Source organism: Streptomyces sp. 12E (assembly GCF_055633275.1).
On the sequence record NZ_JBVNCJ010000001.1, the window covers coordinates 808,158 to 830,329 of the forward strand.

The window sequence follows — 22,172 nt, forward strand, 5'->3', positions numbered from 1 at the left end:
GCTCAGCCGAGGTCCTCCAGGAGCAGGTCCAGCGCCGCCTCCTCGTGCAGGGCGATGCCCGACGCCTCCATGGCGGGGGCCAGTTCCGGATCCCACGCGGCCTCCACCGGCGGGCCGGTGAGGGGGAGGTGCGGGGCGCCGTGCAGTCGGGTGCGGGTCGCCAGGTGCTCGTAGTCGGGGGCGCGCATGCGCCACGGTTCGGCGGCGTAGCGCCGGATGACGCGGTTGGCGAGGGCGATGCCGGGCCAGTCGAAGTCGCCGTGGTAGGCGAAGGCGCAGCCGGCCGCCGCCAGGGCGTCGAGGAGGGTGAGGACGACCGTCGTCGCGCTGCCCGAGGTGCAGACCAGGGGCGCCGTGCGGGCGGCGTCCGCGGCGGCCTCGACCACGCGGGGGTTCTCGCAGACGTGGACCCGGGTGCCGGGCGGCATCGTCAGGTGGAGGGTGCGCAGCTCGCGCAGGGTCAGGTGGGCCTCCGCGCGGTGGTCGGCGCGTTCGCGCAGGGCCGCCTCCTGCCAGGTGGTGCCGGTGGGGCGCAGGCCGTGGGTGAGGACGGTGCTGGAGACCTCGTCCGGGGTGACCGAGGCGGCGCGCCACAGGGCCCGGCGGGCGGGGGCGTCCGTGGGGAGGGCGGTGTCGTGCGCCAGGGCGATGCCGCGCAGGACCAGCCGGGACAGCAGGGTGCCGTCGTCCAGGCCGTGGGCGGAGCCGGTGGCGCGGGTGGCCAGTTCGCCGCGGCCCCAGGGGGCCGGGGCGGAGGGCGCGTCGCCGTCCGGGAAGAGGATCGCCAGGGTGCGGATCGCCTGGGTGACGACCGTGGCCGCGGTGTGCGGGTCCTGACGGGTGAGGGCGCCGCCGCGGCGCAGGTCCTCCAGCCACCGTGCCGTCCAGGGCCGGTCCGCCAGGGAGGTGGATTCCAGCTCCGTCCGGGCCGTCGACCACACGCGGGCCCGTTCGGCCGCCGCCGCGTCGCGGACCGCCCTGCGGTCCGTCAGGGGCGGGCCCAGCGCCTCCAGGGTCGCGGCCAGGCCCCGGCCGGCCGCGCTGGCGCGCAGCCGGGCGTCCAGGTCCGGCAGGCGGACGGTGGCGGTGGAGCCGGTGACCGGTCGGGCCAGGAGGAGGGAGAGCGCCTCGCGTTCCGGTGCGTCCAGGTGCTGGAGCCTGAGGACACCGGTCGGCCGGAGGCCGTTGCGCTCGAGGCGGGCGCGTACGGCCGCCCACAGGCGGGTGAGGCCCGGCCGGGTGAGGAAGGCGCGGGCCTCGGCATCCAGAGGGCCTTCGTCGGCGCGTCCGGGGCGGCTCATACGGACATCAGTCTGCGCTGCCGTCCGTTCCACGTGTAGTGGAGCGTGGCCACGCCCCGTACGTGCGGATCGCGCAGGCACTCGTAGATGTGCAGGGACGGCACGTCGGGCCAGTTGCCGATCAGGCGTTCGCTGGTGAGGACGAAGTCGAGGTCCAGGTCGACCAGGATGCGGCCGAGGCGGGCGTGGGTGGGCTCGTCGACCTTGGCGAACGCGTCGTCGAGGAGGATCAGGCGGGGGGTGTGCGGGGCGGTGTCGGCGAGGCCGGTGAAGTGCGCCGCCGCCGCGGCGAAGAGGACCAGGTAGGACAGGACCCGCTGTTCGCCCTGGCTCAGGCCGGTGCGGCCGGAGAGCTTGCGGCGGCCGGCCGGTGCCGCGTCGTCCACCACCCAGGGGGTGAAGGTGAACCAGCCGCGGTAGTCCAGGGCGGTGCGCAGGTGGGCCGCGTACCCGGCGGCCGGGTCGGCGCGGCGGGCGTCCTCGATGCGACGCTGCAGGACGTCGCGGAGCCGCTCGGACTGCTCGCGGGTGCGCAGGCCCGAGGGGCCGCGCAGGAGGTCGACGGCCGCCTTGACGTCCGCCTCCACCCCGTCGGCGAGCTTCCAGTCGAGGGTGACGCCCAGACCGTGTGACGTGCGGACCGTGGCGAGGGTGGTGTTGAGGGCGGCGACCAGGGCGCCGGCGGCCAGCACCTGTGCGGACAGGTGGTCGCCCAGCTCTCCGGCCAGGAAGCGCTGGAAGACCTCGCTCTCGCGTTCCGTGAGGCGGTCGCGTGCTTCGGCGGCCTCGGCCGCGATGCGCGCGCCGACCTGGGCGACGTCGCTCGGGCCCTGGTCGTTGACGAGCCGGCACAGCTTGATGCCGTCGTGTTCCTCGAGGGTCGCGTCGTAGCCGCCGGAGAGCTGGTCGCGCAGTTCGGTGTGGCGGTTGAGGAGGGCGGTGTCCGAGAGGTCGCGGGACTCGGCGTCCAGGCCGCGGCGCACGGCGCCGGTCAGCCGCTCCAGTGCGGTGACGCGTTCCCGCACGTCGTGGTGGACGGGGTCCTGGGACTTCAGGGCGCCTTCGTCCGCGTCGGCGTCGAGCCCCGCTCCGCGCAGCAGACCCGGCAGCGCGAGGGCCGCGCGCAGTCGTCTGCCGCAGGCCAGCACCTCGTCCTCCTGGGCGGCGAGTGCCTCGCGCCGCTTCCTGTCGTCCTCCTCCGCCCGTACGCGCAGGTCGTGCACCTCGTCCCGGTCGTGCCGCAGGCGCGGGAGCTGGCGTCCCACGGCGTCCAGGCGGCGCTTCGCCTCGGCCTCGTGGGCGAGGATCTCCTGTTCCGTGGCGCCGAGGGCCTCCTCCAGGGCCCGGACGGTGCGGCGGGCCGTCTCCAGGCGGCCGAGCGGCTCGGCGTAGTCCGTCTCGGCCTCCCGGCGGGCCGCGACGGCGCGCTCGTGGTCCGTCCGGCCGTCGCGGTGGCCTTCGGCCGCGGCCAGGACCGCGCGCACCCGCCGCCGCAGGTGCTGGGCGCCGCGTCCGAGGCGGTCCAGGGCGAGGCGGACCGTCTCGAGTGCGGCCGGGTCCGCCGGCAGGTCCTGGGCGTTCGCCGTCGCCTCGGTCTCGCGCCGGGCGGCGACCGCGCGGGCCCGTGCCCGCTGTGCCTCGCGGGCCGCCGTGGACGCCTGCGCGGTGAGGGACTCGACGGCGCCCTCGGCCTCGGCGGTACGGGCCCACGCGTCCGTGAGTGCGCGCGCGGAGGGCGGTCTGCGCAGGGTCGCGCCGACCCGGTCGCGGTGCTCGGTGAGCACGCGCAGGTCCTGCCGGCGCTTCTCCAGCGCGGCGTCCGCGTCGGCCAGCCGGCGGTCGAGGTCCGCCAGCGTCCGGCGGCGGGTCTCCGCGCGGACCTCCGCGCCCACGTACTCGGCGGCCTGCTTGAGGTGGCGGCCGCGGGCGATGCCGAGCCGCCAGGAGCCGTCGGTGCCGGCCGCGGTGTGCGCACCGGTGTCCGCGTCGGTGTGCGGGGCGGCGGCGTCCTCGGTGAGGGCCACCGACTCCAGCACGCGCCGGACCTGTTCCGCCGTCACGCCGCTGTCCGGTGCGGCGACCGGCCGCAGTGCGCGGGTGAGCGACGGTCCCGCGACCGGGGCGCCCGGGGTCAGGAGGGTGTCGTGCGTGGCCGGGTCGAGGACCGTGCCGTCGGCGCGCACCCAGGCGTCGAGCAGGCCGCTCGCCTCCAGCGCGGCCTCCAGCCCCGCCCGCGCGTCCGGTGGCAGGCCGGGGACGAAGTCCACCAGGCGGTACAGGGGCGCCCCGGTGCCGGGGGCGCGGGGAGCCGCGCGGTGCGGCGGGGGCGGTGGTTCGGGATCGGTGCGGCGTTCCCACTCCGCGCGCCGGCGGCGGAGGTCCTCCCGCTCGGTCTCCAGGGTGCGGACGGTCAGGGCGAGGGTGTCGCGTTCCTCGCCCAGCTTCGCCAGCCACGGTTCCACGGCGGAGCGGGCCGTCTCCGCCACCTCGTCGGGGGTGGGGGCGGGCAGGGGTCCCTCGGACGGGTCGTGGGCGAGCGGGGCGAGCGCCTCGTCCAGGGGCAGCCCGGTGAGTTCGCGCAGCCGCTCGGTCCAGGCTCCGGCCTCCTGCGCGTAGGTCTCCGACGCGTGGGCCGTCTCCCGCCGGCGCTGCTCCGCCCGGGTGCGGGCGTGCTCCACCTGGGCCTCCAGGCGTTCGCGTGCGGCGTCGGCCGCGTCCGCCTCGTGCCGGGCCTCGTCCGACCGTTCGACGAGGGCGGCCAGTTCGGTGACGAAGCGGGAGCGGTTCCTGATCACCGGCTGTGCGGCGTCGAGCCGGGCGTCCCAGGCGTGCAGCGCGGTGGTGCAGATCCCGGTGTCGACCGCCAGCACCTCGCCGTGCCGGACCAGGTGGAAGTCGCCGTCCGGGGCGGTCAGCTGGGCCGTGGTGGCCGGTGCGACCGGCGCGACCGGTGTCGCGACGGGCTCCCCGAGGTGCACGGGGTCCAGCCCGGCCCGCTCGGCCTCCCGTACCGACTCGGCGTGGGCGGTGCTCAGGTCGACCAGCTCCGCGCCGAGCCGCCCGGCCTCGGCGGTGAGGCGCCGCCCCGCCTCCTCCTCGCCCAGGTGTGCCTGGCGTACGGCCCGGAACGCGGCGTCGGCCGCGCTGCGCAGGGCGGTGACGGTGGCGCGTTTCTCCCCCAGTTCCCGCAGGCTGCGGTAGCCGGCGCTCGCGTGCAGTGCGGCCAGGTCCGTCCCGGCCGCTTCCTGTTCCGCCACGAGGTGGTCGATGCGGGCGTCGAGCTCCCGCTCGCGCCCGCGGAGTTCCTCCACCGTGCGGGCCGCGTCGTCCGCGGCCCTGCGGTGCTCCCCCAGCCGCTCCAGCTCCGCGCCGGCCCGGTCCGTACGGCGGCGCAGCGCCCCGTGGAGGTAGCCGCGGTAGCCGGTGAGGAAGGCGTGCAGCGCCCGGTCGGTGCGTTCGAGGCGTCCGAGGTGGGCCCGGACGGAGTCCAGGTCGTCCAGGCTGCGGGCCACCTTCTCCACGACCTCGTCGTCGAGGGCGGGCAGGGTCTCGGCGAGGACCTGGACGAGTCCGCCGGAGTCGATGCGGTCGCCGATGGTGGGGCGGCGCAGCCGGTGCAGGAGGTGGAGCAGGTTGCGGTAGCGCGCCGGGTCGGTGAGGCCGAACAGGTCGCGGGCGACCCTGGCCCGGTGCTCGACGGCGCGGTCGGTGACGTTCTCCGGGCCGAGCAGCGTCTTCAGGCGGTCCACGGGGAGGGGCTGGCCGGCGGGGGCGAGGTCGAGGTCCTCGCCGACCCGCAGCCGGGTGGTGAAGAAGAAGGGCTTCGCCGTCCTGGTCGACTGCGACGCCCGGACGGCCGCGCCGACGGTCAGGTGCTCCTCCTCGCCCTCCTCGTCCGTCCGCGCGAACTCCAGCCACAGGTAGCCCAGCCGGTTGGTCCGGGTGAAGCCGTCGAGCATGAGCCAGGCCAGGGTGGTGCGTCCGGTTCCCGTGGCGTCCAGCGCGCGGGCGTCGCCGTCGAGGAGGTAGGGCAGGAGCATCTCCAGGGCCTTGGACTTGCCGGCGCCGTTCTTGCCGCGCAGCAGCAGGCGGCCCTCGCCGAAGGTGAACTCCTGGTGGTCGTACTGCCACACGTTCCGGATGCCCGCGCGGTGCAGTCGGTAGCGGTGCGGGGACGGCGGGCGGTTCATCGGGGCGGCTCCTTGCCGGGGTCGTCCGTCGGGGACGGGGCGGTACGCGGGGTGAGCGCCACCGTGGTGGCGTAGCGGGCGGCCGCGGCGAGCAGGATCCAGCCACTGCCGGCGCGGCCCCGGCCGCGTGCGCCCGAGACGCCGGTGACGGGGCGGCCGTCGGCCGCCGTCCCGTCGTACTCCTCGGGCAGGCCGTGGCCGTCCGCGCGGACGGGGCCGGCGGGGGCGATCAGGCGCATCCTCACGAGGAGGTCGAGCACGGCGGCGAGGAATCCGTCCCGGTCCTCCAGGTGGCCGCGCTGCCAGGTGCCGCGCCCGCCGTACTCCTCGATCAGTTCGTCGAGCAGGCCGGGCAGCAGTCCGTCCGGGACGGGTACGCCGATGACGAGCCGGCCGCCGACCGCCGGATGGCCGGCCTCCTCGGGGCGCAGCCGGTCGACGAGGCGCTCCACGAGGAGCAGCGCGGCCTGGGCGACCGTGCCGGTGCCGGGGAAGCGCAGGTCGGTGAGTTCGTCGTCCGTGTCGATCAGGGCGATGCCCTCGGCGCGGATCTCGGCCTCCAGCCCGAGCAGTTCAAAGAAGGCCTGCGCCTCGCGCCGCTGCCGGGTGCGCAGCCATTCGCGTTCGGCATCGGTGAGGTCGTCGAGGTGGACGACGGGGGTCTCGACGAGACGGCGGCGGACGTACGTACGGGGCCCTCCGAAACCGGGGTCGGCGGCCCGGCGCACGAGGTCCGCCCCGTCGCGGCTCCGGGAGAGCGGACCGGCGACGACGGCTCGCGCGATGTCGCGGTCCACGGTGAGCAGCGCCTCCCCGGCCCGCTCCTCGGCGACGGCCGTCACCTGGCCCTCGGTCTCCACCAGGACGCCCCAGTCGACGAGCTGCCGCAGGGCGGCCGCCAGGGTCCGCCGTTCGGCCTGCCGTCCGGTGTCGGTGATCTCGATGCCGGCGTCGACGGCCGCGGCGCGCAGGTCGGCGACGAGCTGGGACAGCAGGAGCTGTTCCGGGGCGGTGACCAGGACGGACAGGGCGAGGGCCAGGTAGGCGTACGTCCGCGGGGTGAACGGTGTGCCGGTCGACGGCCGCTGAAGGCGGTGGCCCGAGCCGGGGCCGAGGCCCGCCTTGAACAGCCGGGCGTAGGAGGCCTCGACCAGCAGGCGGTAGCCGAACACCTGCTGGAAGCGCTGGGCGAGCCAGTCGGCGTGGCGGCGGATCAGGGGGAACGCGTCGCTGTGCGGTCCGGTGCTGGTGACCAGCGGGTGGGCCAGCAGGAGCCGGGCGGCGGTGCGGCGCTCGGCCGCGAGGGCGACGTCGTGGGCGGAGGGCAGGGGCATCAGGCGCTCGCCTCCCCGGCCTCGGACATCGGCCCGCCCGCCGCGGGTGCGGAGGTGCTCTCGACGGCCACGGTGAGGTCGTCCGTGGTCAGGTCGCCGTCCACGGACCGCAGGACGGTGGACCGGCCGGGCGTGCGCCACGCGGTCAGCCGGATGCCGAGGTCCGCGTCGGCCGCCTGCGCGCCGTCGAGCAGGAAGCCGCCCGCGTCCTGGTGCAGCCGGGCGTTGCCGAGGGCGGTGGTGAGCAGTTCCAGCAGCAGGCGCATGGCCGGGGCGCCGAGGCGCACCTGGTCGAACCGGCCCGAGGCGCTGCGCAGTTCGTCGGCCGCCGCGCGCCGGGCCGCGGCCTGCCGCCGGGCCTGCTCCATGAGGCGGTGCTTCTGCTCGGAGTGGTCCTCGGCCGCCGCCGCGCGTCCGCGCGGGGCCCGGCTGCCGCGTTCGCGCAGCGCCACCGGTACGTCCACCACGGGCCCGGTCCACCAGCTCACGTAGGCCGGCACGGACCCGTCGGGGTCCGGCGCCACTCCGAGGTGCCGCGCGCCGTAGAGGCCGAAGGCGGCGACCGCCAGGTCGTGGGCCTCCTCCGGCTCCGCGGCGTCGAACCAGGCCGCCAGCCGCAGCAGGTCCTTGCGGCGGGACATCTCGCCGGAGGCCGAGCGCAGCATCCGCTTGGCGTTGGCGAGGAGGGAGTGCAGGGCGCGCAGGGTGGCGTCCCGCAGCTGGTCCACCTGGCTGGAGTGCGCTCCGCCGGTGGTGAACCACTCGCGCAGTCCTTCCCAGTCCGCCAGGTCCCGGCCGCGGCTGCGCTGCACCCGGGTCTCGGGCAGTCCGCCGGCGAGTGCTCCGATGCCCGCCGTGTGCGCGTCGATCCGGGCGAGCAGCGCGGGCAGGTGGGGCCAGGCCGCGTCCAGGTGGGCGGCGATGCGCGGGGCCCGGAAGGAGACGTCCTCGGTGATGGCCTGCACGTAGTCGAGCAGCAGTTCCTTGAACCCCTGGTACTCGGCCGAGTCGAGGTCGTAGCGCGCCAGCACCTGGCCCAGGTAGGCGTAGAAGTCGCGGACGGACTCGGCGAAGCCGGCGAACTGGACGAAGAGGGTGCTGATCCGCTCCAGCGCCTGCTGCGGATCCGCGCCGCCCGGCGCCGCGGCCATGGCGGCGATCTCGCGCAGACCGCGGTCGACCAGGGCCAGCAGCTCACTGCTGACCTCGCGGGCCGCGTCCGCCCCGGACAGCACCTCGTCCGCGTCACGCTGCACCCGCTCCCCCAGCTTGGACAGCTGGTAACGGGAGCGGGAGCGCTGGTACTCGGAGATGCTCGTCGCCCTGACGGTGTGGGTGCTGCGCAGCAGGTTGCCCCAGCGCACGAGCTCCTCGAGCCTGCGGGTGAGCGTCTCCGCGTCCGGCCCGGCGCCCGGGCCGCCCCGCTCGGCCAGCTTGCCGACCAGGTCGGGCACGGACAGGTCCGCCAGCAGCGTGCCGCAGAACACGCGCATCACCGCGATGTACTCCAGGCGCTCGGGCGCGCTGAGATAGGCGTACGCGCTCAGCCGCTGCCAGGCCTCGGCGTCCGTCTCCTGCCCCTGCGGTGCGTTTCCTTCTGTCCCCTCCACACCGCCGAGACTACGGACCGCCACTGACGGCGCACAGCGGGGTGGGGGACGACCGACCGATCAGGCCCTCCATTCGATCAAATATGGAGATGTTCAATCGGTTTTGTGCCGGGTCCGGTCAGGGGTTGCCCAGGTACGTGGTCGCCTCGACCTCGTTCAGGTGGATGAGGACGTCGTGGGCCTCGCCGAGGGCGATCCGGTACTCCGTGGGGTCGGGCCAGCCGGCGCCGATGCTCCGGGTGGGACGCGGCTCGGACAGCCAGGTGCGCAGGGAGCGGGGGGCGGTGCGCAGGTCCAGGACGTAGTCGCGGGGGCGGGCCCGGTCCAGGGTGTGTTCGTTGGAGCCCGGCCGCGCCGCGTCCACGCGGTAGGTGCGGATCACGTCGTCGTCGGTGCCGAACGCCTTGAAGGCGCCGCTGTGGAAGGTGAAGCCGATGCTGACGTAGTCGGCGCCCAGCGTGTCGCGCAGGAAGGCGCCTTGGGTCTTCGGGTAGCGCGGGTCGAAGGCGTCGTAGGAGACGTGGGTGTTGTGGGCGGACAGCAGGATCCGGTCGCCGGTGTGCTCGTGCCACCAGGCCGTGTTCTCGGCCATCACCCGGTCGCGGTACTCCATCATCTCCGTGACCTGGGTCTCGTCGGTGATGTCGTAGGAGTAGCCCTCGGCCATCTGGTGGATGGCCCTGGCGTGCTGGACCGCCCACAGGTGCTCCTGCCGGCTCGCGCCGGGGGCCGTGGGCTGCTTCCGGAGCAGTTCGAGCACCTTCCGGGTGCGCTCGGCGCGCTTCTCGCGTTCGGTCAGGGGCAGTTCGAGGTAGTGCTCCAGGTGGGCGGCGGCGTCGGCGGTCGGGGCGAGGCCGTCGTAGAGGGCGGTGACGCGTGACCGCAGGTGCGGGTGGGTGCGGGCCACGTGGTCCGTCACCCGCCGGTACAGCTCCGGTCCCGCGTAGCCCATGTCGTTGCCCATGAAGCGCACGGGGTCGGTGGGGTGGTGGCGGTTGTAGGAGCGCATCCACTCGATGAGGTTCAGGTAGTCCGCGTTGTTCCAGATGCGGTAGGAGCCCTGGAACTCCTCGCGCGCTATGCGGTCGAGGTCGCCCTTGCCGTACCGCACGTACTCGTCGACGCGGACGCCGCTGCTCCAGGGCAGTTCCAGGGAGAAGGCGCGGAAGCCCTTCCGCTCGACCAGGTAGCGCAGGACCCGGTGCTTCATCCGGAAGAAGTCCCGGGAGCCGTGGGTGGCCTCGCCCAGGCCCACCACCCCGGCGTCCCCCACCATGCGGCCCAGCGCGCTCAGGTCCCGCAGGCTGCCGCCGGGTTCGGTGCTCCTCAGGGTGTGGGCGCTGCGCTCGATCGCGTCGACCACGCTCGTCGCGCTCCGGGGGGAGGAGTGCTTCGGGGTGTCGGCGGTGGCCGGGCCGGCCACCGCGACGGCGCCCAGGGAGAGGAGGAGGGCCGAGGAGAGTGCTGCTGCCTTGCGTGGTGTCATGCCAGCAGGTTTCCGCGCGCACGGGTGTCCGCGCCAACCCCCGTGCTGCCCACCTGTGAGTACCGCAGGCACTACCGGACGCCGGGGGCCTGCCCCCACGAGGGGACGCACCGGACCGGCGGGAGACGGGGAGCGTCAGTTGCGCCAGGTGTCGTCGCGGACGGTCTTCGTGGAGGTGACGGTCGGGGTGCGGTCGGCGCCGCTTTCCCGGGTCGGGCGTACGCGCTGAACGGCGGCGGGAGGACCGGGGCCGATGGCCCCTGTCTCGAGCAGGGGCGGTCCGAGGGGGTTCACCGGGACGTGAACACCTTCGCGGCCGTCCCGGCGGGGTGGCCGCGCGGCGGGTCCGGTCCGGTGAGCCGCCGCCCGGTCGGGGAGGCCGTGCACCGCGACCGCTGGCGGGCCGCACGGCGCCCCCGAATCCGGCCGGCCCGGACCGCGTGTGCGGTCCGGGCCGGCCGGATTCGGGGGCGGGTCCGGGTCACGCCTCCGGGGCCGCCTCCTGGCTGAAGACCGCGTGGAAGCGGCGGGTGTGGTCCACCCGGCGTTCCGGGCCGGTCAGGGTGACCGTCGCCGTCAGGCGCGCGTCGGTGCTCGACGCGGCCAGGCGGAGTTCCAGGTCGCCGGGTTCGACGATCCGGTGGCCGTCGCGGCCGGTGAAGGAGGCCACGTCCGCCGGGACCGTGACGCGGACGCGACGGGACTCCCCCGGCTCCAGTTCCACCCGGGCGTAACCGACGAGCCGCTGCACCGGCTGGACGACGGAGGCGACCGGGTCGTGCAGGTAGAGCTGGACGACGTCGGCGCCGGCCCGTTCGCCGGTGTTGCGGACGGTGAGGGCGAGGGTGAACTCGCCGTCCGTGCCCGCCTCCCGCGTGTCCACCGCGAGGTCGCTCCAGGCGAAACTCGTGTACGTCAGACCGTGGCCGAAGCCGAACGCCGGGGTCGGGTCGATGTTGGAGACCTCGCTGGCCTGGGCGAGGCGTGCGCCGAGGTAGGTGGTCGGCTGGGAGCCCGGGCCGCGCGGCACGCTGACCGGGAGCCGTCCGGAGGGGTTCGTGCGGCCGCTGAGGATGCCGGCGATCGCCCGGGTGCCCGCGACCCCGGGGAAGAAGGACTGCACGATCGCCGCGGACTCGGCGACGGCGCGGCCGAGCGCGTACGGCCGTCCGGCGAGCAGGACGGTCACCACCGGCGTGCCGGAGTCGAGCAGCGCGTCGAGGAGCTGCTGCTGGGCGCCGGGCAGGGCGAGGGACTCCGCGTCGCAGCCCTCGCCGCTGGTGCCGCGGCCGAACAGGCCCGCGCGGTCGCCGAGGACGGCGATGACGAGGTCCGCCCCGCCCGCCGCGGCCACCGCCTCGCCGATCCCGGAGAGGTCCCCGTCGTCGACGCCGGTGCCGCGGGCGACCGTGATCTCCGCGTCGGGGAACTCGGCGGCCAGGGTCTCGCGCAGGGTGGGCAGGTCGATGCCGACCGGGACGTCCGGGTGCTGCACGCCCACGTGCTGGGGGAAGGAGTAGCAGCCCAGGACGGCCGTGCCCTCGGTCGCGTTGGGGCCGACCAGGGCGATGCGGCGGGGGGCGGCGAGCGGCAGGGTGCCGTCGTTGGTGAGCAGGACGACCGCCTTCTCGGCGATCTCGCGGGCCAGTTCCCGGTTCTCGGGCCGGTCCAGGTCGATCGTGCCGCGCAGGACCTCCGGGTCGTCCAGGTCCGCGCCGTCGAGCGCGGGCGGGACCGGGCTCCAGTCCGGGTCGAGCAGGCCGAGCTCCGCCTTCTGTCCGAGGACGCGGCGCAGGGCGCGGTCGATGAGCGCCTCGGGGACGCGGCCGTCGGCGACGGCCTCGGCGAGCGGCGCGCCGAACGTCTTGACGGTGGGCAGCTCGACGTCGACGCCGGCCCTCAGCGCGGCGCCCGCGGCGTCGGCGAAGTCGCCCGCGATGCCGTGCAGGATCTTGAGGAAGGCGATGCCGAAGTAGTCGGCGACGACGGTGCCCTCGAAGCCCCAGGTGTCGCGGAGCAGTCCGGTCAGCAGGCTCTCGTCGGCCGCGGAGGGCACGCCGTCGGTGTCCGTGTAGGAGTGCATCACGGAGCGGGCTCCGCCCTCGCGGATCGCCATCTCGAACGGCGGCAGCAGGACGTCGGCCCGTTCGCGGGCGCCCATGGACGAGGGGGCGAGGTTGCGCCCGGCGCGGGAGGCCGAGTAGCCGACGAAGTGCTTGAGGGTGGCGACGATCCCGGCGGACTCCAGGCCCTGCACGTAGGCGGTGCCGATGGTGCCGACCAGGTAGGGGTCCTCGCCGATGGTCTCCTCCACCCGGCCCCAGCGGGCGTCGCGCACCACGTCGAGGACGGGCGCGAGGCCCTGGTGGACGCCGACGGAGCGCATGTCGCGGCCGATCGCGGCGGCCATCCGGCGCACCACGTCGGGGTCGAAGGTGGCGCCCCAGGACAGCGGGACGGGATAGGCGGTGGCGCCCCAGGCGGCGAAGCCGGCCAGGCACTCCTCGTGCGCGACGGCGGGAATGCCGAAGCGGTTCGCCGAGGTGATGCGGGACTGGGTGCGCAGCAGGGAGAGCGCGCCGAGGGCCGGGTCGACGGGGGCGGTGCCGAAGGGGCGGGTCAGCTGGCCCAGTCCGCTGGGCAGGAGCGCGTCGAGGTCGACGGCCTCCTCCATGTCGTGCTGGTGCGGGGCGACTTCGCCGCCGTTGGCGGACGCGCCGACCCACACGCCGTACAGCTGCGCGATCTTCTCGTCCAGGGTCATCGCGCCGATGAGCGCGTCGACCCTGGCGGCGAGGGGACGGTCGGGGTCGTTCCAGAGGGGGGCTTCGGGGGTGGTCTCTACGGCCACGTCGGCAGTCACTTTCCTCCGACGCCCATCAGACCCTGGACCAGGGCGCGACGGGCGAACAGGTAGACGAGCAGGATGGGCACCATGGACAGCACCACGGCTCCCAGCAGACCGGGGATGTCGATGCCGTGTTCGGTCTGGAAGTTGTACAGACCCAGGGTGACCACCTTGGTGGAGTCGGACTGGGTCAGCACGAGCGGGAACAGGAAGCCGTTCCACGCCTGGAGCGCGGAGAAGACCACGATCGTGGAGAGTCCGCCCCGGGACAGCGGCAGCACGAGCTGGAAGAACATGCGCCGCGGGGTGGCTCCGTCCATGGCCATGGCCTCGTACAGCTCCGGCGAGATGTCGCGCATCGCGCCGCTGAGGATCAGCGCCGACATCGGCAGGCAGAACGCGGCCGTGGGCAGGATGACGCCCAGCAGGTTGTCGTACAGCCCGGCTTCGCTGATCAGGTAGAACATCGGCACGATGACGGCCTGGGCCGGGATGGCGAGGCCGAGCAGGAACAGCCGGAAGATCGCCGACGTGGCCCTGCCGCGGCTGCGGACGATCGCGTAGGCGAGCGGCGGTACCAGCAGCAGCACGATGCCGATCACGCAGGCGGTGACGACGAGCGTGTTGAAGAAGTACTGGCCGAACCCCGAGTCGAAGGCGCCCGTGTAGTTGTCCAGCGTGAAGCTGTCCGGGATCGAGACCGGGCCGTTCTCGGCGTAGTCCTGGCGGGTGCGCAGGGTCGCGGCGAGCATCACGTACAGCGGCAGGCCGACCAGGAAGAGCCAGAAGAGGGAGCCGACGCCGGCCACGTAGTTCGGTCGGCGCCTCATGACACACCCTCCATGGAGCTGCGCATCTTGTCGTAGCCGGAGACCCGGACGACGATCAGCGAGATGATCGTGGACGCGAGGACCAGGGCCAGGGCGATGGCGGAGCCGGTGCCGTAGTCGAAGCTCTTGAACGCCTTGTCGTACATGTAGTAGGCGCTGATGGTGGTGTCGGTGCCGGGGCCGCCCTGGGTCAGGATGAGGACCGTCTCGAAGGTGGTCAGACCGCCGACGATCATCAGGATCATCGAGGTGATCATCGAGTTGCGCAGCTGCGGCAGGGTGATGTGGAAGAACTGCCGGTAGCGGCCCGCCCCGTCGATCTCCGCGGCCTGGTAGAGCACCTGGGGGATCGCGCGGGCGGCGCCCTGGTAGATCAGCGTGTGGAACGGGGTGAACTGCCAGGTGCTGACGAACGCCAGCACCCCGATGGCGGTGGCCTGTTCACCGAACAGGTTGCCGTCGCCGAACAGCCAGGCGGCCTCGGCCGGGATGCCGAAGTTCGGGTCGAGCAGCGCCCGCCACAGCACGGAGACGGCCGTCGCGGACAGCAGCAGCGGGATGAAGTAGATGACGGACAGCACGGCCCGGTTGCGCTGGTGACCGGCGGCCCAGACGCCGAGCAGGATGCTCAGCGGGGTCTGGAGGACCACGCCGAGCACGGTCAGCAGCAGGGTCAGCCAGATGCTCTTGAGCATCACCGGGTCGTCCATCAGGCGCGACCAGTTGTCCGTGCCGACGAACTCGGGCGAGCTGAGCCCGTCCCAGCTCATGAAGGACAGCACCGCCACCATGATCAGCGGGACGATCGCGAAGAGGGTGAAGAACACTGCGGCGGGCAGCGCCCAGGCGAAGCCGGGGCGGCCCACCTTCGTTGCGGACGAGGCGGGCGGCCGCCGCCGGGACCCCTTGAGGGGTCCGGCGGCGGGCCGGGCGCTCGTGATCTGTGTCGTCATGAGCCGTTCGTCACTCGGTGGGGAGGGCCTGCATGGCCTTGATGAAGCCGTCCGTGTCGAGCTGTCCGTTGAAGAACTGCTGGACGGCCTTGTGCAGGTCCGAGCTGGCCTTCTGCGGGTACGCCTGGTCCCAGGACAGCTGGAACGACGGGGCGTCGGCGACCAGGTCGTACTGGAAGCGCGAGTACTCGGCGTTGCCCGCGGTCTCGACGAACTTGTCGGTGTTGGTCGTGGTCGGCAGGTTGCCGACCTCCAGCTGCGCCTTGACGAAGTCGTCGGAGTACATGAGCTTCAGGAACTCGGCGACGGCCTCGGGGTGCTTGGTCTTCTTCATCACCGAGTAGTAGTTGTTGGTGTTGCCGGCGACGTTGGCCGGGTCGCCCTTGCCGCCCTCGACGGTCGGGAAGGCGGTGTAGCCGAGGTCCTTCTCGGCGAACTCCGGGTGGTCCGTCAGCTGCTGGGAGTAGTACCAGGAGCCCATCAGCTCGAAGCCGGCCTTGCCCGAGGCCACCAGCTGGACCGAGCCGCCGTTGGTGTACTTGACGGAGTCGTAGTTCTTGCCGAAGGCGCCGGCCTCGACGAGCTCCCGGATCATGTCCAGGGCCTTCTTGCTGTCCGCGCTCTCCCAGGCGCTCTTGTCGCCCCCGACGGCCTTCGCGAACAGCTCAGGACCGGCGATGCGGTCGTAGAGGTACTGGAACCACATCTGCGTCGGCCAGACGTCGCCGCCGCCGAGCGCGATCGGCGTGACGCCCTGGTCCTTGAGCTTCCCGACCGCGTCGAGCAGCTCGTCCCAGGTCTTCGGCGGCTTGACGCCCGCCTCGTCGAGGACCGCCTTGTTGTGGAAGAGCAGGACCGGCTGGGTGCCGCGCATCGGGATGCCGTACGGCTTGCCGTCGACGACGGCGTTGTTGAAGACGGACGGCAGGAACTTGTTCTCCAGGTCCGGGTTCTTCTTGATGAAGTCGTCGAGCGGCATCAGCAGGCCGGCGTTGACGAACGGCTTGATGCTGCCGCCGCCCCAGTTGAAGAAGACGTCCGGGGCCTGGGGGGTGTTGATGATCGTCTGCAGCTTCTTCTGGTAGTCCGCACCGGGGATGGTGTCGAGGACGACCTTGACGTCGGAGGTCTTGTTGAACTTGTCGACGAGCTGCTTCTCGACCTTGTTGGTGGCGTCCCCGTAGACCAGGACATGGATCTTGCCGTCGTCCGCCGACGCCCCGCCGTTCCCGTCGCCGCAGGCCGAGAGGCTCAGTGCGAGGGTGAGCGTCGCACCGCAGGCGACCAGTCTGGGCAAGCGCGCACGTGTCTTCATCGTTCGCCTTTCGAAAGTTTCGGCATCATCACCGAAAGTCCATGCCGTGGGACAGTAGGTCAGACCCGTGTTTCGGTCAACGGTCGGAACGGGACTCGCCCAAACCGTTATCGACGCGCGGTGCCCTATCCTGCGGGTATGCACGATGACGACGAGGTGAGCGGCAGAGTGACCCTGGCCGCGGTCGCGAAAGAGGCCGGCGTTTCGATGCCGACAGTTTCGAAGGTACTCAACGGCCGTTCGGATGTCTCCCGCGCGACCCGGGCCAAGGTGGAGCGGCTCCTGGAGGTCCACGGCTACCGCAGGCGCGCCCAGGCGGCGTCCCGCTCCCCGCTCATCGAGCTCGTCTTCCACGAACTGGAGAGCGTCTGGGCGATGGAGCTGATCAGGGGCGTGGAGAACGTCGCCAGGGAGAACCGCGCGACGGTGGTGCTCACCGAGAGCGGTACCCGGCACGCGCCCGCGCCGGACTGGCTGCCCGGCGTGCTGCAGCGCAGGCCGCTGGGTGTCGTGCTGGTCTTCTCCACGCTCCCGGAGGACGTCAAACGCCGGCTCAGGGCGGCGGCCATCCCCTTCGTCGTCATCGACCCGGCGGGCGACCCCGACCCGGACGTGCCCTCGGTCGGCTCGGCCAACTGGGCCGGCGGCCTCGCCGCCACCCGCCACCTCACCGACCAGGGGCACGAGCGGGTGGCGATCATCACCGGGCCCGAGGACGTGCTGTGCTCACTGGCGCGCCTGGACGGCTACCGTTCGGCCATGGCCATGGCGGGTCTGGAGACCGATCCGCGGCTGATGCGCTTCGGCGACTTCCACGTGCAGGGCGGCTTCGAGCACGCCATGGACCTGCTGGAGGGTCCCGACCGGCCCACGGCCGTCTTCGCGGGCAGCGACCTCCAGGCGCTCGGCGTGCTGGAGGCGGCCCGGGTCAAGGGCCTGCGCGTGCCGGAGGACCTGTCGGTGGTCGGCTACGACGACGTACCGCTGGCGCAGTGGTCGAGCCCGCCGCTCACCACGGTCCACCAGCCGCTGCGGCACATGGCCGAGGAGGCCGCCCGGATGCTGCTCCGGCCGGGCGACCCCGGCACGGCCGCCCAGCGCATCGAGCTGGCGACGCGCCTGGTGGTGCGGCAGAGCACCGCTGCGCCCAAGGGGGCCTGAACGGCGCCGGGCCGGCCGCCGCGGGGGCGGCCGGCCCGCTGTGCGGCGCCGCGTCGGCGGGAGGCCCGGCGGGGGGTGCGGCGTCCGTACGGACCGGGCGCCGCCCCGGGCCGCGGCCTCCGGCCGTGGTCCCGGGGCGGCGGAGCGAAGTCCGGGAGGAGCGAGGGGGATCCGGATGTCCCGAAGGCCCTCGGCGACGCGGTGCGCCGGCGCACGGGCCGCCCGTGACGCCGCCGGCCCCGGTGACCTGGACAGGTGACACCGGGGCCGGCGGCACACGGGGTCAGGCGCCGGGCAGGACGCCGGTGCGGGCCACCTCGGAGTACCAGCGGGCGCTGGCCTTGGGGATGCGGGTGCCGGTCGGGTAGTCCACGTAGACGGCGCCGAAGCGCTTGCTGTAGCCGTGGGCCCACTCGAAGTTGTCCAGCAGCGACCAGAGGAAGTAGCCGCGCACGTCCGCGCCGTCGACGATGGCCCGGTGGACGGCGGCCAGGTGGCCCCGTACGTAGGCGATCCGGGCGGGGTCGTTGACGTTCCCGGAGGGGTCGGCGTAGTCGTCGAACGCCGCGCCGTTCTCGGTGATGACCAGCGGCAGCTTCGGGAAGTCGGACGAGAGCCGGCTCAGCAGGTCGTACAGGCCGGTGGGGTCGACGGCCCAGCCCATGGCGGTGGTGTCGCCGGGCGGCTGGTGGAAGGCGACCCGCTCGGCGCCCGGCCAGGGGCTGTGGGCGCTGTTGCCGTGTCCGTCCGAGGTGTGGGTGCCGCTGCCGTCGGCCTCGGAGACGACCGTGGGCGAGTAGTAGTTGACGCCGAGGAAGTCCAGCGGCTGGTGGATCCGCTCGAGGTCGCCGTCGCGCACGAAGGACCAGTCGGTGAGCTCCGCGGTGTCCTTGAGCAGGTCCTCCGGGTAGGCGCCCTGCAGCATCGGGCCGGTGAAGACCCGGTTGGCGAGCGCGTCGATCCGGCGGACCGCGTCGGCGTCCGCGTCGCTGCCGGTGAGCGGGCGGACGTGGTGGATGTTGAGGGTGACCGAGCACTGGGCGGCGGCCGGGAGGCGGTCGCGCAGCGCCTGGACGGCGAGGCCGTGGCCCAGGTTGAGGTGGTGGGCGGCGCGCAGCGCGGCGACCGGGTCGGTGCGGCCGGGGGCGTGCACGCCCGAGCCGTAGCCGAGGAAGGCGCTGCACCAGGGCTCGTTCAGGGTGGTCCAGGTCTTCACCCGGTCGCCGAGGGCGTCCGCGGCGAGGGCCGCGTATTCGGCGAACCGCTCGGCCGTGGCGCGCTCGGGCCAGCCGCCGGCGTCCTCCAGCTCCTGCGGCAGGTCCCAGTGGTAGAGGGTGGCGACGGGCTGGATGCCCTTGTCCAGCAGCTCGTCGACGAGACGCCGGTAGAAGTCCAGGCCCTTCTGCACCGCGGGGCCGCGGCCGGTGGGCTGGATCCGGGGCCAGGCGAGGGAGAACCGGTAGGCGCCCAGGCCCAGTTCGGCCATGAGGGCGACGTCCTCGCGCCAGCGGTGGTAGTGGTCGGTGGCGATGTCACCGGTGTCGCCGTTGCGGACCCGGCCCGGGGTGCGGGCGTAGGTGTCCCAGATGGACGGTGTGCGTCCGTCCTCGGAGGCGGCCCCCTCGATCTGGTAGGAAGCGGTCGCGGATCCCCAGATGAAGCCCTTGGGGAAGGTGCGGGCGGCGTCCGGGGCGGACGCGGTCTGCTGTGCGGTGACCACGTAAGTCCTTTCGGGGTAGGGGGGTTCGCAGGCGGATGCCTGGTGGGGGTGGATGTGCGGGGCCGGGCGCGGCGGGTGTGCCCCCGGCTCAGCCCTTGACGGCGCCGGCCATGATGCCGCTGACGATCTGGCGGCCGAAGACGATGAACATCGCCAGCAGCGGCAGCGTGCCGAGCAGCGCGCCCGCCATGATCAGCGACTGGTCGCGGACGTAGCCCGCGCTGAGCTGGGTGAGGGCGACGGGGACCGTCGGATTGGTCATGTCGAGCACCACGAACGGCCAGAAGAAGTCGTTCCACGCGTGCACGAACGTGATCATGAACAGGACCGCCATCGCGGGCCGCGCCACGGGCAGCACGATGCTCCAGAAGATGCGCAGCGAGTGCGCCCCGTCCACGCGTCCGGCCTCGACGAGTTCGTCGGGCAGCGCCTCGGACAGGTACTGCCGCATGAAGAACACGCCGACGGCGCTCACCAGCGTGGGGAAGATGACGGCGGGCAGCTGCTGCGACCAGCCCAGCTCGGACATCATCATGAACAGCGGTACGACGCCGAGCTGCGGCGGCACCATCATGGTGCCGATCACCAGCATGAGCAGGATGTTGCGCCCCTTGAACCGCAGCTTGGCGAAGGCGAATCCGGCCAGCGTCGCGAACATCACCGTGGACAGGGCGATCACGCCGGCCACGATCAGACTGTTGATCATGGCCTTGCCCATCGCCGCCTCGTCCCAGGCCCGGGCGAGGTTGCTGAACAGGTTCGGGCCGGGCAGGAACGGCGGCGGGGTCTGGCTGACCCGGGTGTTGTCGGTGGAGGCCGCCACCATCGTCCAGTACAGCGGGAAGATCGACAGCACCGCCATGATGACGAGCAGGACGTAGGCGAGCGGCCCGGCGTGGTGCTGGCGGCCGGCGCCCTGGCGCAGCAGCCGGCGGCCGCCGCGGCCGGCCGGCTTCTCGACGGGGGTCCGGACCGGGGGCTCCGTCCGGACCGGGAGGCTGTTGGTGGTCATGGTGACTCCAGGTCAGGACGTGCGGGAACGCAGGCGCTTGATCAGGTGCTGCGCCGCGAAGGCGAGGACGAGCAGCATGAACATCGCCCAGGCGACGGTCGCCGAGCGGCCCATCTGGTAGTTCTTCCAGCCCTCCTCGTACAGCAGCAGGCCCAGCGTCTGGTACTGGTTGTCGGCGCCGCCGGTGACGCCGTTGGGCCCCTGGCCGAAGATCAGCGGCTCGCCGAACAGCTGGGTGGCGCCGATGGTGGAGAGCACGATGGTGAAGACGATGGTGGAGCGGATGCCGGGGACGGTGACCTGGGTGAACTGCTTCCACCGGGACGCCCCGTCGATGGACGCCGCCTCGTACCGCTCTGCGGGGATGGCCTGCATGGCGGCCAGGTAGAGCAGCGCGTTGTAGCCGGTCCAGCGCCAGATGACGATGGTGGAGATCGCCACCTGGGCGGGCCACTTGTCGGCCTCCCAGTCCACCGGGTCGATGCCGACCGAGCCGAGCGCCCAGTTGATCATGCCGAAGTCGCGTTCGAAGATCATGGTGAAGACGAGCGCGGCGGCGGCGACCGAGGTGGCGTACGGGACCAGCGAGGCGACGCGGAAGAACAGCGAGGCGCGCATGCGGTAGTTGAGCAGGTGTGCCAGGCCGAGCGCCATCATCAGCTGCGGCACCGTGGAGATGACGCCGATGGTGACGGTGTTCTGCAGCGCGTTCCAGAACTGCGAGTCGCCCCAGAGTTCGACGTAGTTGTCGAACGCCACCCACTCCATGACGTCGAGGGTGGCCAGTTCCACGTCGTGCAGGGAGATCCACGAGGTGTAGACGAGGGGGTAGAAGCTGAACGCGGCGAAGACGATGAAGAAGGGGGCGACGAACGCGAACGGCGCGCCCTTGACGTCCAGCCGGTGCAGCAGCGCGCTGCGCCGTCGGTCGGTCTTCCCGCCGCCCGAGGCGCCGGGCGGGGCCGGCGGCTCCTCGCCGGTCAGGGCCTTGGTGGTGGAGGTGGCCACCGGACTTTCCTTCCTGAGAGCGGATGTGTGAGCCGGGGCCCGGGCCCGTCGGCGGGATGCCGAGCGGGCCCGGGCGACCGCGGGGGCGTCGGTCAGCCGACCGCCTTCTCGATGCGCTCCGTGGTGGTCTCCCACGCCTCGTCACGCTTGGTGCCCTGCTCGATCAGGGCCAGGCCCTGGGAGAAGGTGTCCTTGATCGTGCCGTCCTTGCGGCCGAGGACCTGCTCGTCCGGGATCTCCTGCGCGGCGGCGCCGAAGATCTGGCCGATCGGGGCGTTGTCGAAGTACTCCGAGGTGGCGTTCTTCACGTCGGGGTTCTCCAGGGCCTTCTCGGAGGACGGGATGTTGCCGATCTCCTTGAAGATGTGGGCCTGCTGCTCGGGCGCGGTCAGCCAGGCGACGAGCTTCTTGGCCTCCTCCTTCACCGGGCTCTTCTCGATCACGCCGAGGAAGGAGCCGCCCCAGTTGGCGCCCTTGGGCGCCCGGGCGACGTCCCACTTGCCCTTGTTGGCCTCACCGGCCTTCTCGCTGATGTGGCTCAGCATCCAGGCCGGGCACACGGCGGTCGCGAACGTGCCGTTGGCCAGACCGGGGTCCCAGCCCGGCTGGAACTGGCGGAGCTTGGCGGTCAGCCCCTCCTCCGCGGCGTCGGAGGCGAGGGCCCAGGCATCCTTGACGACCGGGTTCTTGTCGTAGATCAACTCACCCTTCTCGTCGTAGTACTGCTTGGGGTGGCCGTAGACCATGGCGTTGAACAGGCCGCTGGCCGAGTCCGTGAACGCCACCTTGTCGCCCTTGAAGTCCTTCTTGAAGGTGCGGCCGGCCTCGACGTACTTCTTCCAGTCGCCCTCCCACAGCTTGCCGACCTCTTCGCGGTCGATGGGCAGGCCGGCCTGCTCGAAGTAGTCCTTGCGGTAGCAGACGGCCATCGGGCCGATGTCGGTGCCCAGGCCCAGCACCTTGCCGTCCTCGGTGCTGATCTGGGACTCCTTCCAGGGCAGGAAGTGGTCGGTGCCCGCCATGCCGGCGAAGTCCGCGAACTTGTCCGCCTGGGTCTCGGTGATCTCCTTGGCCCGGCCGATCTCGATGCCCTGGATGTCCTTCAGGCCGTCGCCGGCGGCGAGCCTGGTCTGCAGCGCGGTGTAGTACGTCTGCTCGTCACCGGCGATCTCGGCCTTGATGTCGACCTCGGGGTTTTCCTTCTCGTACTGCTCGAGGAGACCGGTCTCCTTGAGGCCCATCACGCCGTACAGGCCCATGGTGATGGTGACCTTGCCGTCCTTCTTGCCACCGCCGGTGACCGAGTCGTCGCCGCCGCTGCAGCCGACGACGAGTGCCAGCGCGCCGACGGTCGCGGCGGTCGCCACCGTCTTCCTGCGCAATGAACCGTAAGTGCCCATGGAT

Annotated in this window: 15 protein-coding genes; 1 reads left to right on the plus strand and 14 read right to left on the minus strand. The window is 72.9% G+C overall.

Annotated elements, in window-relative coordinates; translation table 11 throughout:
• Positions 1–2: 2 nt before the first annotated feature.
• From ACZ8ZB_RS03720 to ACZ8ZB_RS03765, 10 genes are all read right to left on the minus strand, one after another.
• Complete coding sequence (locus ACZ8ZB_RS03720; protein ID WP_470736285.1) at positions 3–1,301, minus strand: TIGR02679 family protein; 1,299 nt, start codon at positions 1,299–1,301, stop codon at positions 3–5.
• Positions 1,298–5,491: a TIGR02680 family protein gene (locus ACZ8ZB_RS03725; RefSeq protein ID WP_470736286.1), complete on the minus strand. Its 4,194-nt coding sequence runs from the start codon at positions 5,489–5,491 to the stop codon at positions 1,298–1,300. The genes ACZ8ZB_RS03720 and ACZ8ZB_RS03725 overlap by 4 nt, the downstream gene beginning before the upstream one ends.
• The gene (locus ACZ8ZB_RS03730) at positions 5,488–6,825 is read right to left on the minus strand and encodes a TIGR02678 family protein (RefSeq protein WP_470736287.1); all 1,338 of its coding nucleotides are present in this window, start codon (positions 6,823–6,825) and stop codon (positions 5,488–5,490) included. The genes ACZ8ZB_RS03725 and ACZ8ZB_RS03730 overlap by 4 nt, the downstream gene beginning before the upstream one ends.
• A complete protein-coding gene (locus tag ACZ8ZB_RS03735; protein WP_470736288.1) occupies positions 6,825–8,435 on the minus strand; it encodes a TIGR02677 family protein in 1,611 nt (536 codons plus the stop codon). The genes ACZ8ZB_RS03730 and ACZ8ZB_RS03735 overlap by 1 nt, the downstream gene beginning before the upstream one ends.
• A gap of 118 nt (positions 8,436–8,553) precedes the next feature.
• Positions 8,554–9,921, minus strand: a complete 1,368-nt coding sequence (locus tag ACZ8ZB_RS03740) for an erythromycin esterase family protein (RefSeq protein ID WP_470736289.1) — start codon at positions 9,919–9,921, stop codon at positions 8,554–8,556.
• Positions 9,922–10,056: 135 nt separating this feature from the next.
• Positions 10,057–10,215: a hypothetical protein gene (locus ACZ8ZB_RS03745; protein WP_470736290.1), complete on the minus strand. Its 159-nt coding sequence runs from the start codon at positions 10,213–10,215 to the stop codon at positions 10,057–10,059.
• Positions 10,216–10,402: 187 nt separating this feature from the next.
• Positions 10,403–12,784, minus strand: a complete 2,382-nt coding sequence (locus ACZ8ZB_RS03750) for a beta-xylosidase/alpha-l-arabinosidase (protein WP_470736291.1) — start codon at positions 12,782–12,784, stop codon at positions 10,403–10,405.
• Complete coding sequence (locus ACZ8ZB_RS03755) at positions 12,781–13,599, minus strand: carbohydrate ABC transporter permease (protein ID WP_470736292.1); 819 nt, start codon at positions 13,597–13,599, stop codon at positions 12,781–12,783. The genes ACZ8ZB_RS03750 and ACZ8ZB_RS03755 overlap by 4 nt, the downstream gene beginning before the upstream one ends.
• Positions 13,596–14,552: a carbohydrate ABC transporter permease gene (locus ACZ8ZB_RS03760; protein WP_470736293.1), complete on the minus strand. Its 957-nt coding sequence runs from the start codon at positions 14,550–14,552 to the stop codon at positions 13,596–13,598. The genes ACZ8ZB_RS03755 and ACZ8ZB_RS03760 overlap by 4 nt, the downstream gene beginning before the upstream one ends.
• Positions 14,553–14,562: 10 nt before the next feature.
• Positions 14,563–15,867 (minus strand): ABC transporter substrate-binding protein, encoded by a 1,305-nt coding sequence (locus ACZ8ZB_RS03765; protein WP_470736294.1) that lies wholly within the window; start codon positions 15,865–15,867, stop codon positions 14,563–14,565.
• Between the two features lie 207 nt (positions 15,868–16,074).
• Here ACZ8ZB_RS03765 and ACZ8ZB_RS03770 point away from each other — a divergent pair, with 207 nt between their 5' ends.
• Positions 16,075–17,028 carry a LacI family DNA-binding transcriptional regulator gene (locus ACZ8ZB_RS03770; protein ID WP_470736295.1) on the plus strand — a complete coding sequence of 318 codons (954 nt, stop codon included), beginning with the start codon at positions 16,075–16,077 and terminating at the stop codon, positions 17,026–17,028.
• 283 nt (positions 17,029–17,311) lie between these two features.
• On the opposite strand, the gene ACZ8ZB_RS03775 is transcribed toward ACZ8ZB_RS03770, so the two are convergent.
• The 4 genes from ACZ8ZB_RS03775 to ACZ8ZB_RS03790 form a co-directional block, all read right to left on the minus strand.
• Positions 17,312–18,748 (minus strand): GH1 family beta-glucosidase, encoded by a 1,437-nt coding sequence (locus ACZ8ZB_RS03775; protein ID WP_470736296.1) that lies wholly within the window; start codon positions 18,746–18,748, stop codon positions 17,312–17,314.
• A gap of 88 nt (positions 18,749–18,836) precedes the next feature.
• Complete coding sequence (locus ACZ8ZB_RS03780; RefSeq protein ID WP_470736297.1) at positions 18,837–19,760, minus strand: carbohydrate ABC transporter permease; 924 nt, start codon at positions 19,758–19,760, stop codon at positions 18,837–18,839.
• Between the two features lie 12 nt (positions 19,761–19,772).
• On the minus strand, positions 19,773–20,768 hold the full coding sequence (locus ACZ8ZB_RS03785) for a carbohydrate ABC transporter permease (RefSeq protein ID WP_470736298.1): 996 nt from the start codon (positions 20,766–20,768) through the stop codon (positions 19,773–19,775).
• A 92-nt stretch (positions 20,769–20,860) separates the two neighbouring features.
• Complete coding sequence (locus tag ACZ8ZB_RS03790; protein WP_470736299.1) at positions 20,861–22,168, minus strand: ABC transporter substrate-binding protein; 1,308 nt, start codon at positions 22,166–22,168, stop codon at positions 20,861–20,863.
• Positions 22,169–22,172 lie beyond the last annotated feature (4 nt).

Excerpts from the sequence above, each read along its gene's own strand:
- ACZ8ZB_RS03720 (WP_470736285.1), bottom strand. The coding sequence starts at position 1,301 with ATGAGCCGCCCCGGACGCGCCGACGAAGGCCCTCTGGATGCCGAGGCC.
- ACZ8ZB_RS03725 (WP_470736286.1), bottom strand. The coding sequence starts at position 5,491 with ATGAACCGCCCGCCGTCCCCGCACCGCTACCGACTGCACCGCGCGGGC.
- ACZ8ZB_RS03730 (WP_470736287.1), bottom strand. The coding sequence starts at position 6,825 with ATGCCCCTGCCCTCCGCCCACGACGTCGCCCTCGCGGCCGAGCGCCGC.
- ACZ8ZB_RS03740 (WP_470736289.1), bottom strand. The coding sequence starts at position 9,921 with ATGACACCACGCAAGGCAGCAGCACTCTCCTCGGCCCTCCTCCTCTCC.
- ACZ8ZB_RS03755 (WP_470736292.1), bottom strand. The coding sequence starts at position 13,599 with ATGAGGCGCCGACCGAACTACGTGGCCGGCGTCGGCTCCCTCTTCTGG.
- ACZ8ZB_RS03760 (WP_470736293.1), bottom strand. The coding sequence starts at position 14,552 with ATGACGACACAGATCACGAGCGCCCGGCCCGCCGCCGGACCCCTCAAG.
- ACZ8ZB_RS03765 (WP_470736294.1), bottom strand. The coding sequence starts at position 15,867 with ATGAAGACACGTGCGCGCTTGCCCAGACTGGTCGCCTGCGGTGCGACG.
- ACZ8ZB_RS03770 (WP_470736295.1), top strand. The coding sequence starts at position 16,075 with ATGCCGACAGTTTCGAAGGTACTCAACGGCCGTTCGGATGTCTCCCGC.
- ACZ8ZB_RS03780 (WP_470736297.1), bottom strand. The coding sequence starts at position 19,760 with ATGACCACCAACAGCCTCCCGGTCCGGACGGAGCCCCCGGTCCGGACC.
- ACZ8ZB_RS03790 (WP_470736299.1), bottom strand. The coding sequence starts at position 22,168 with ATGGGCACTTACGGTTCATTGCGCAGGAAGACGGTGGCGACCGCCGCG.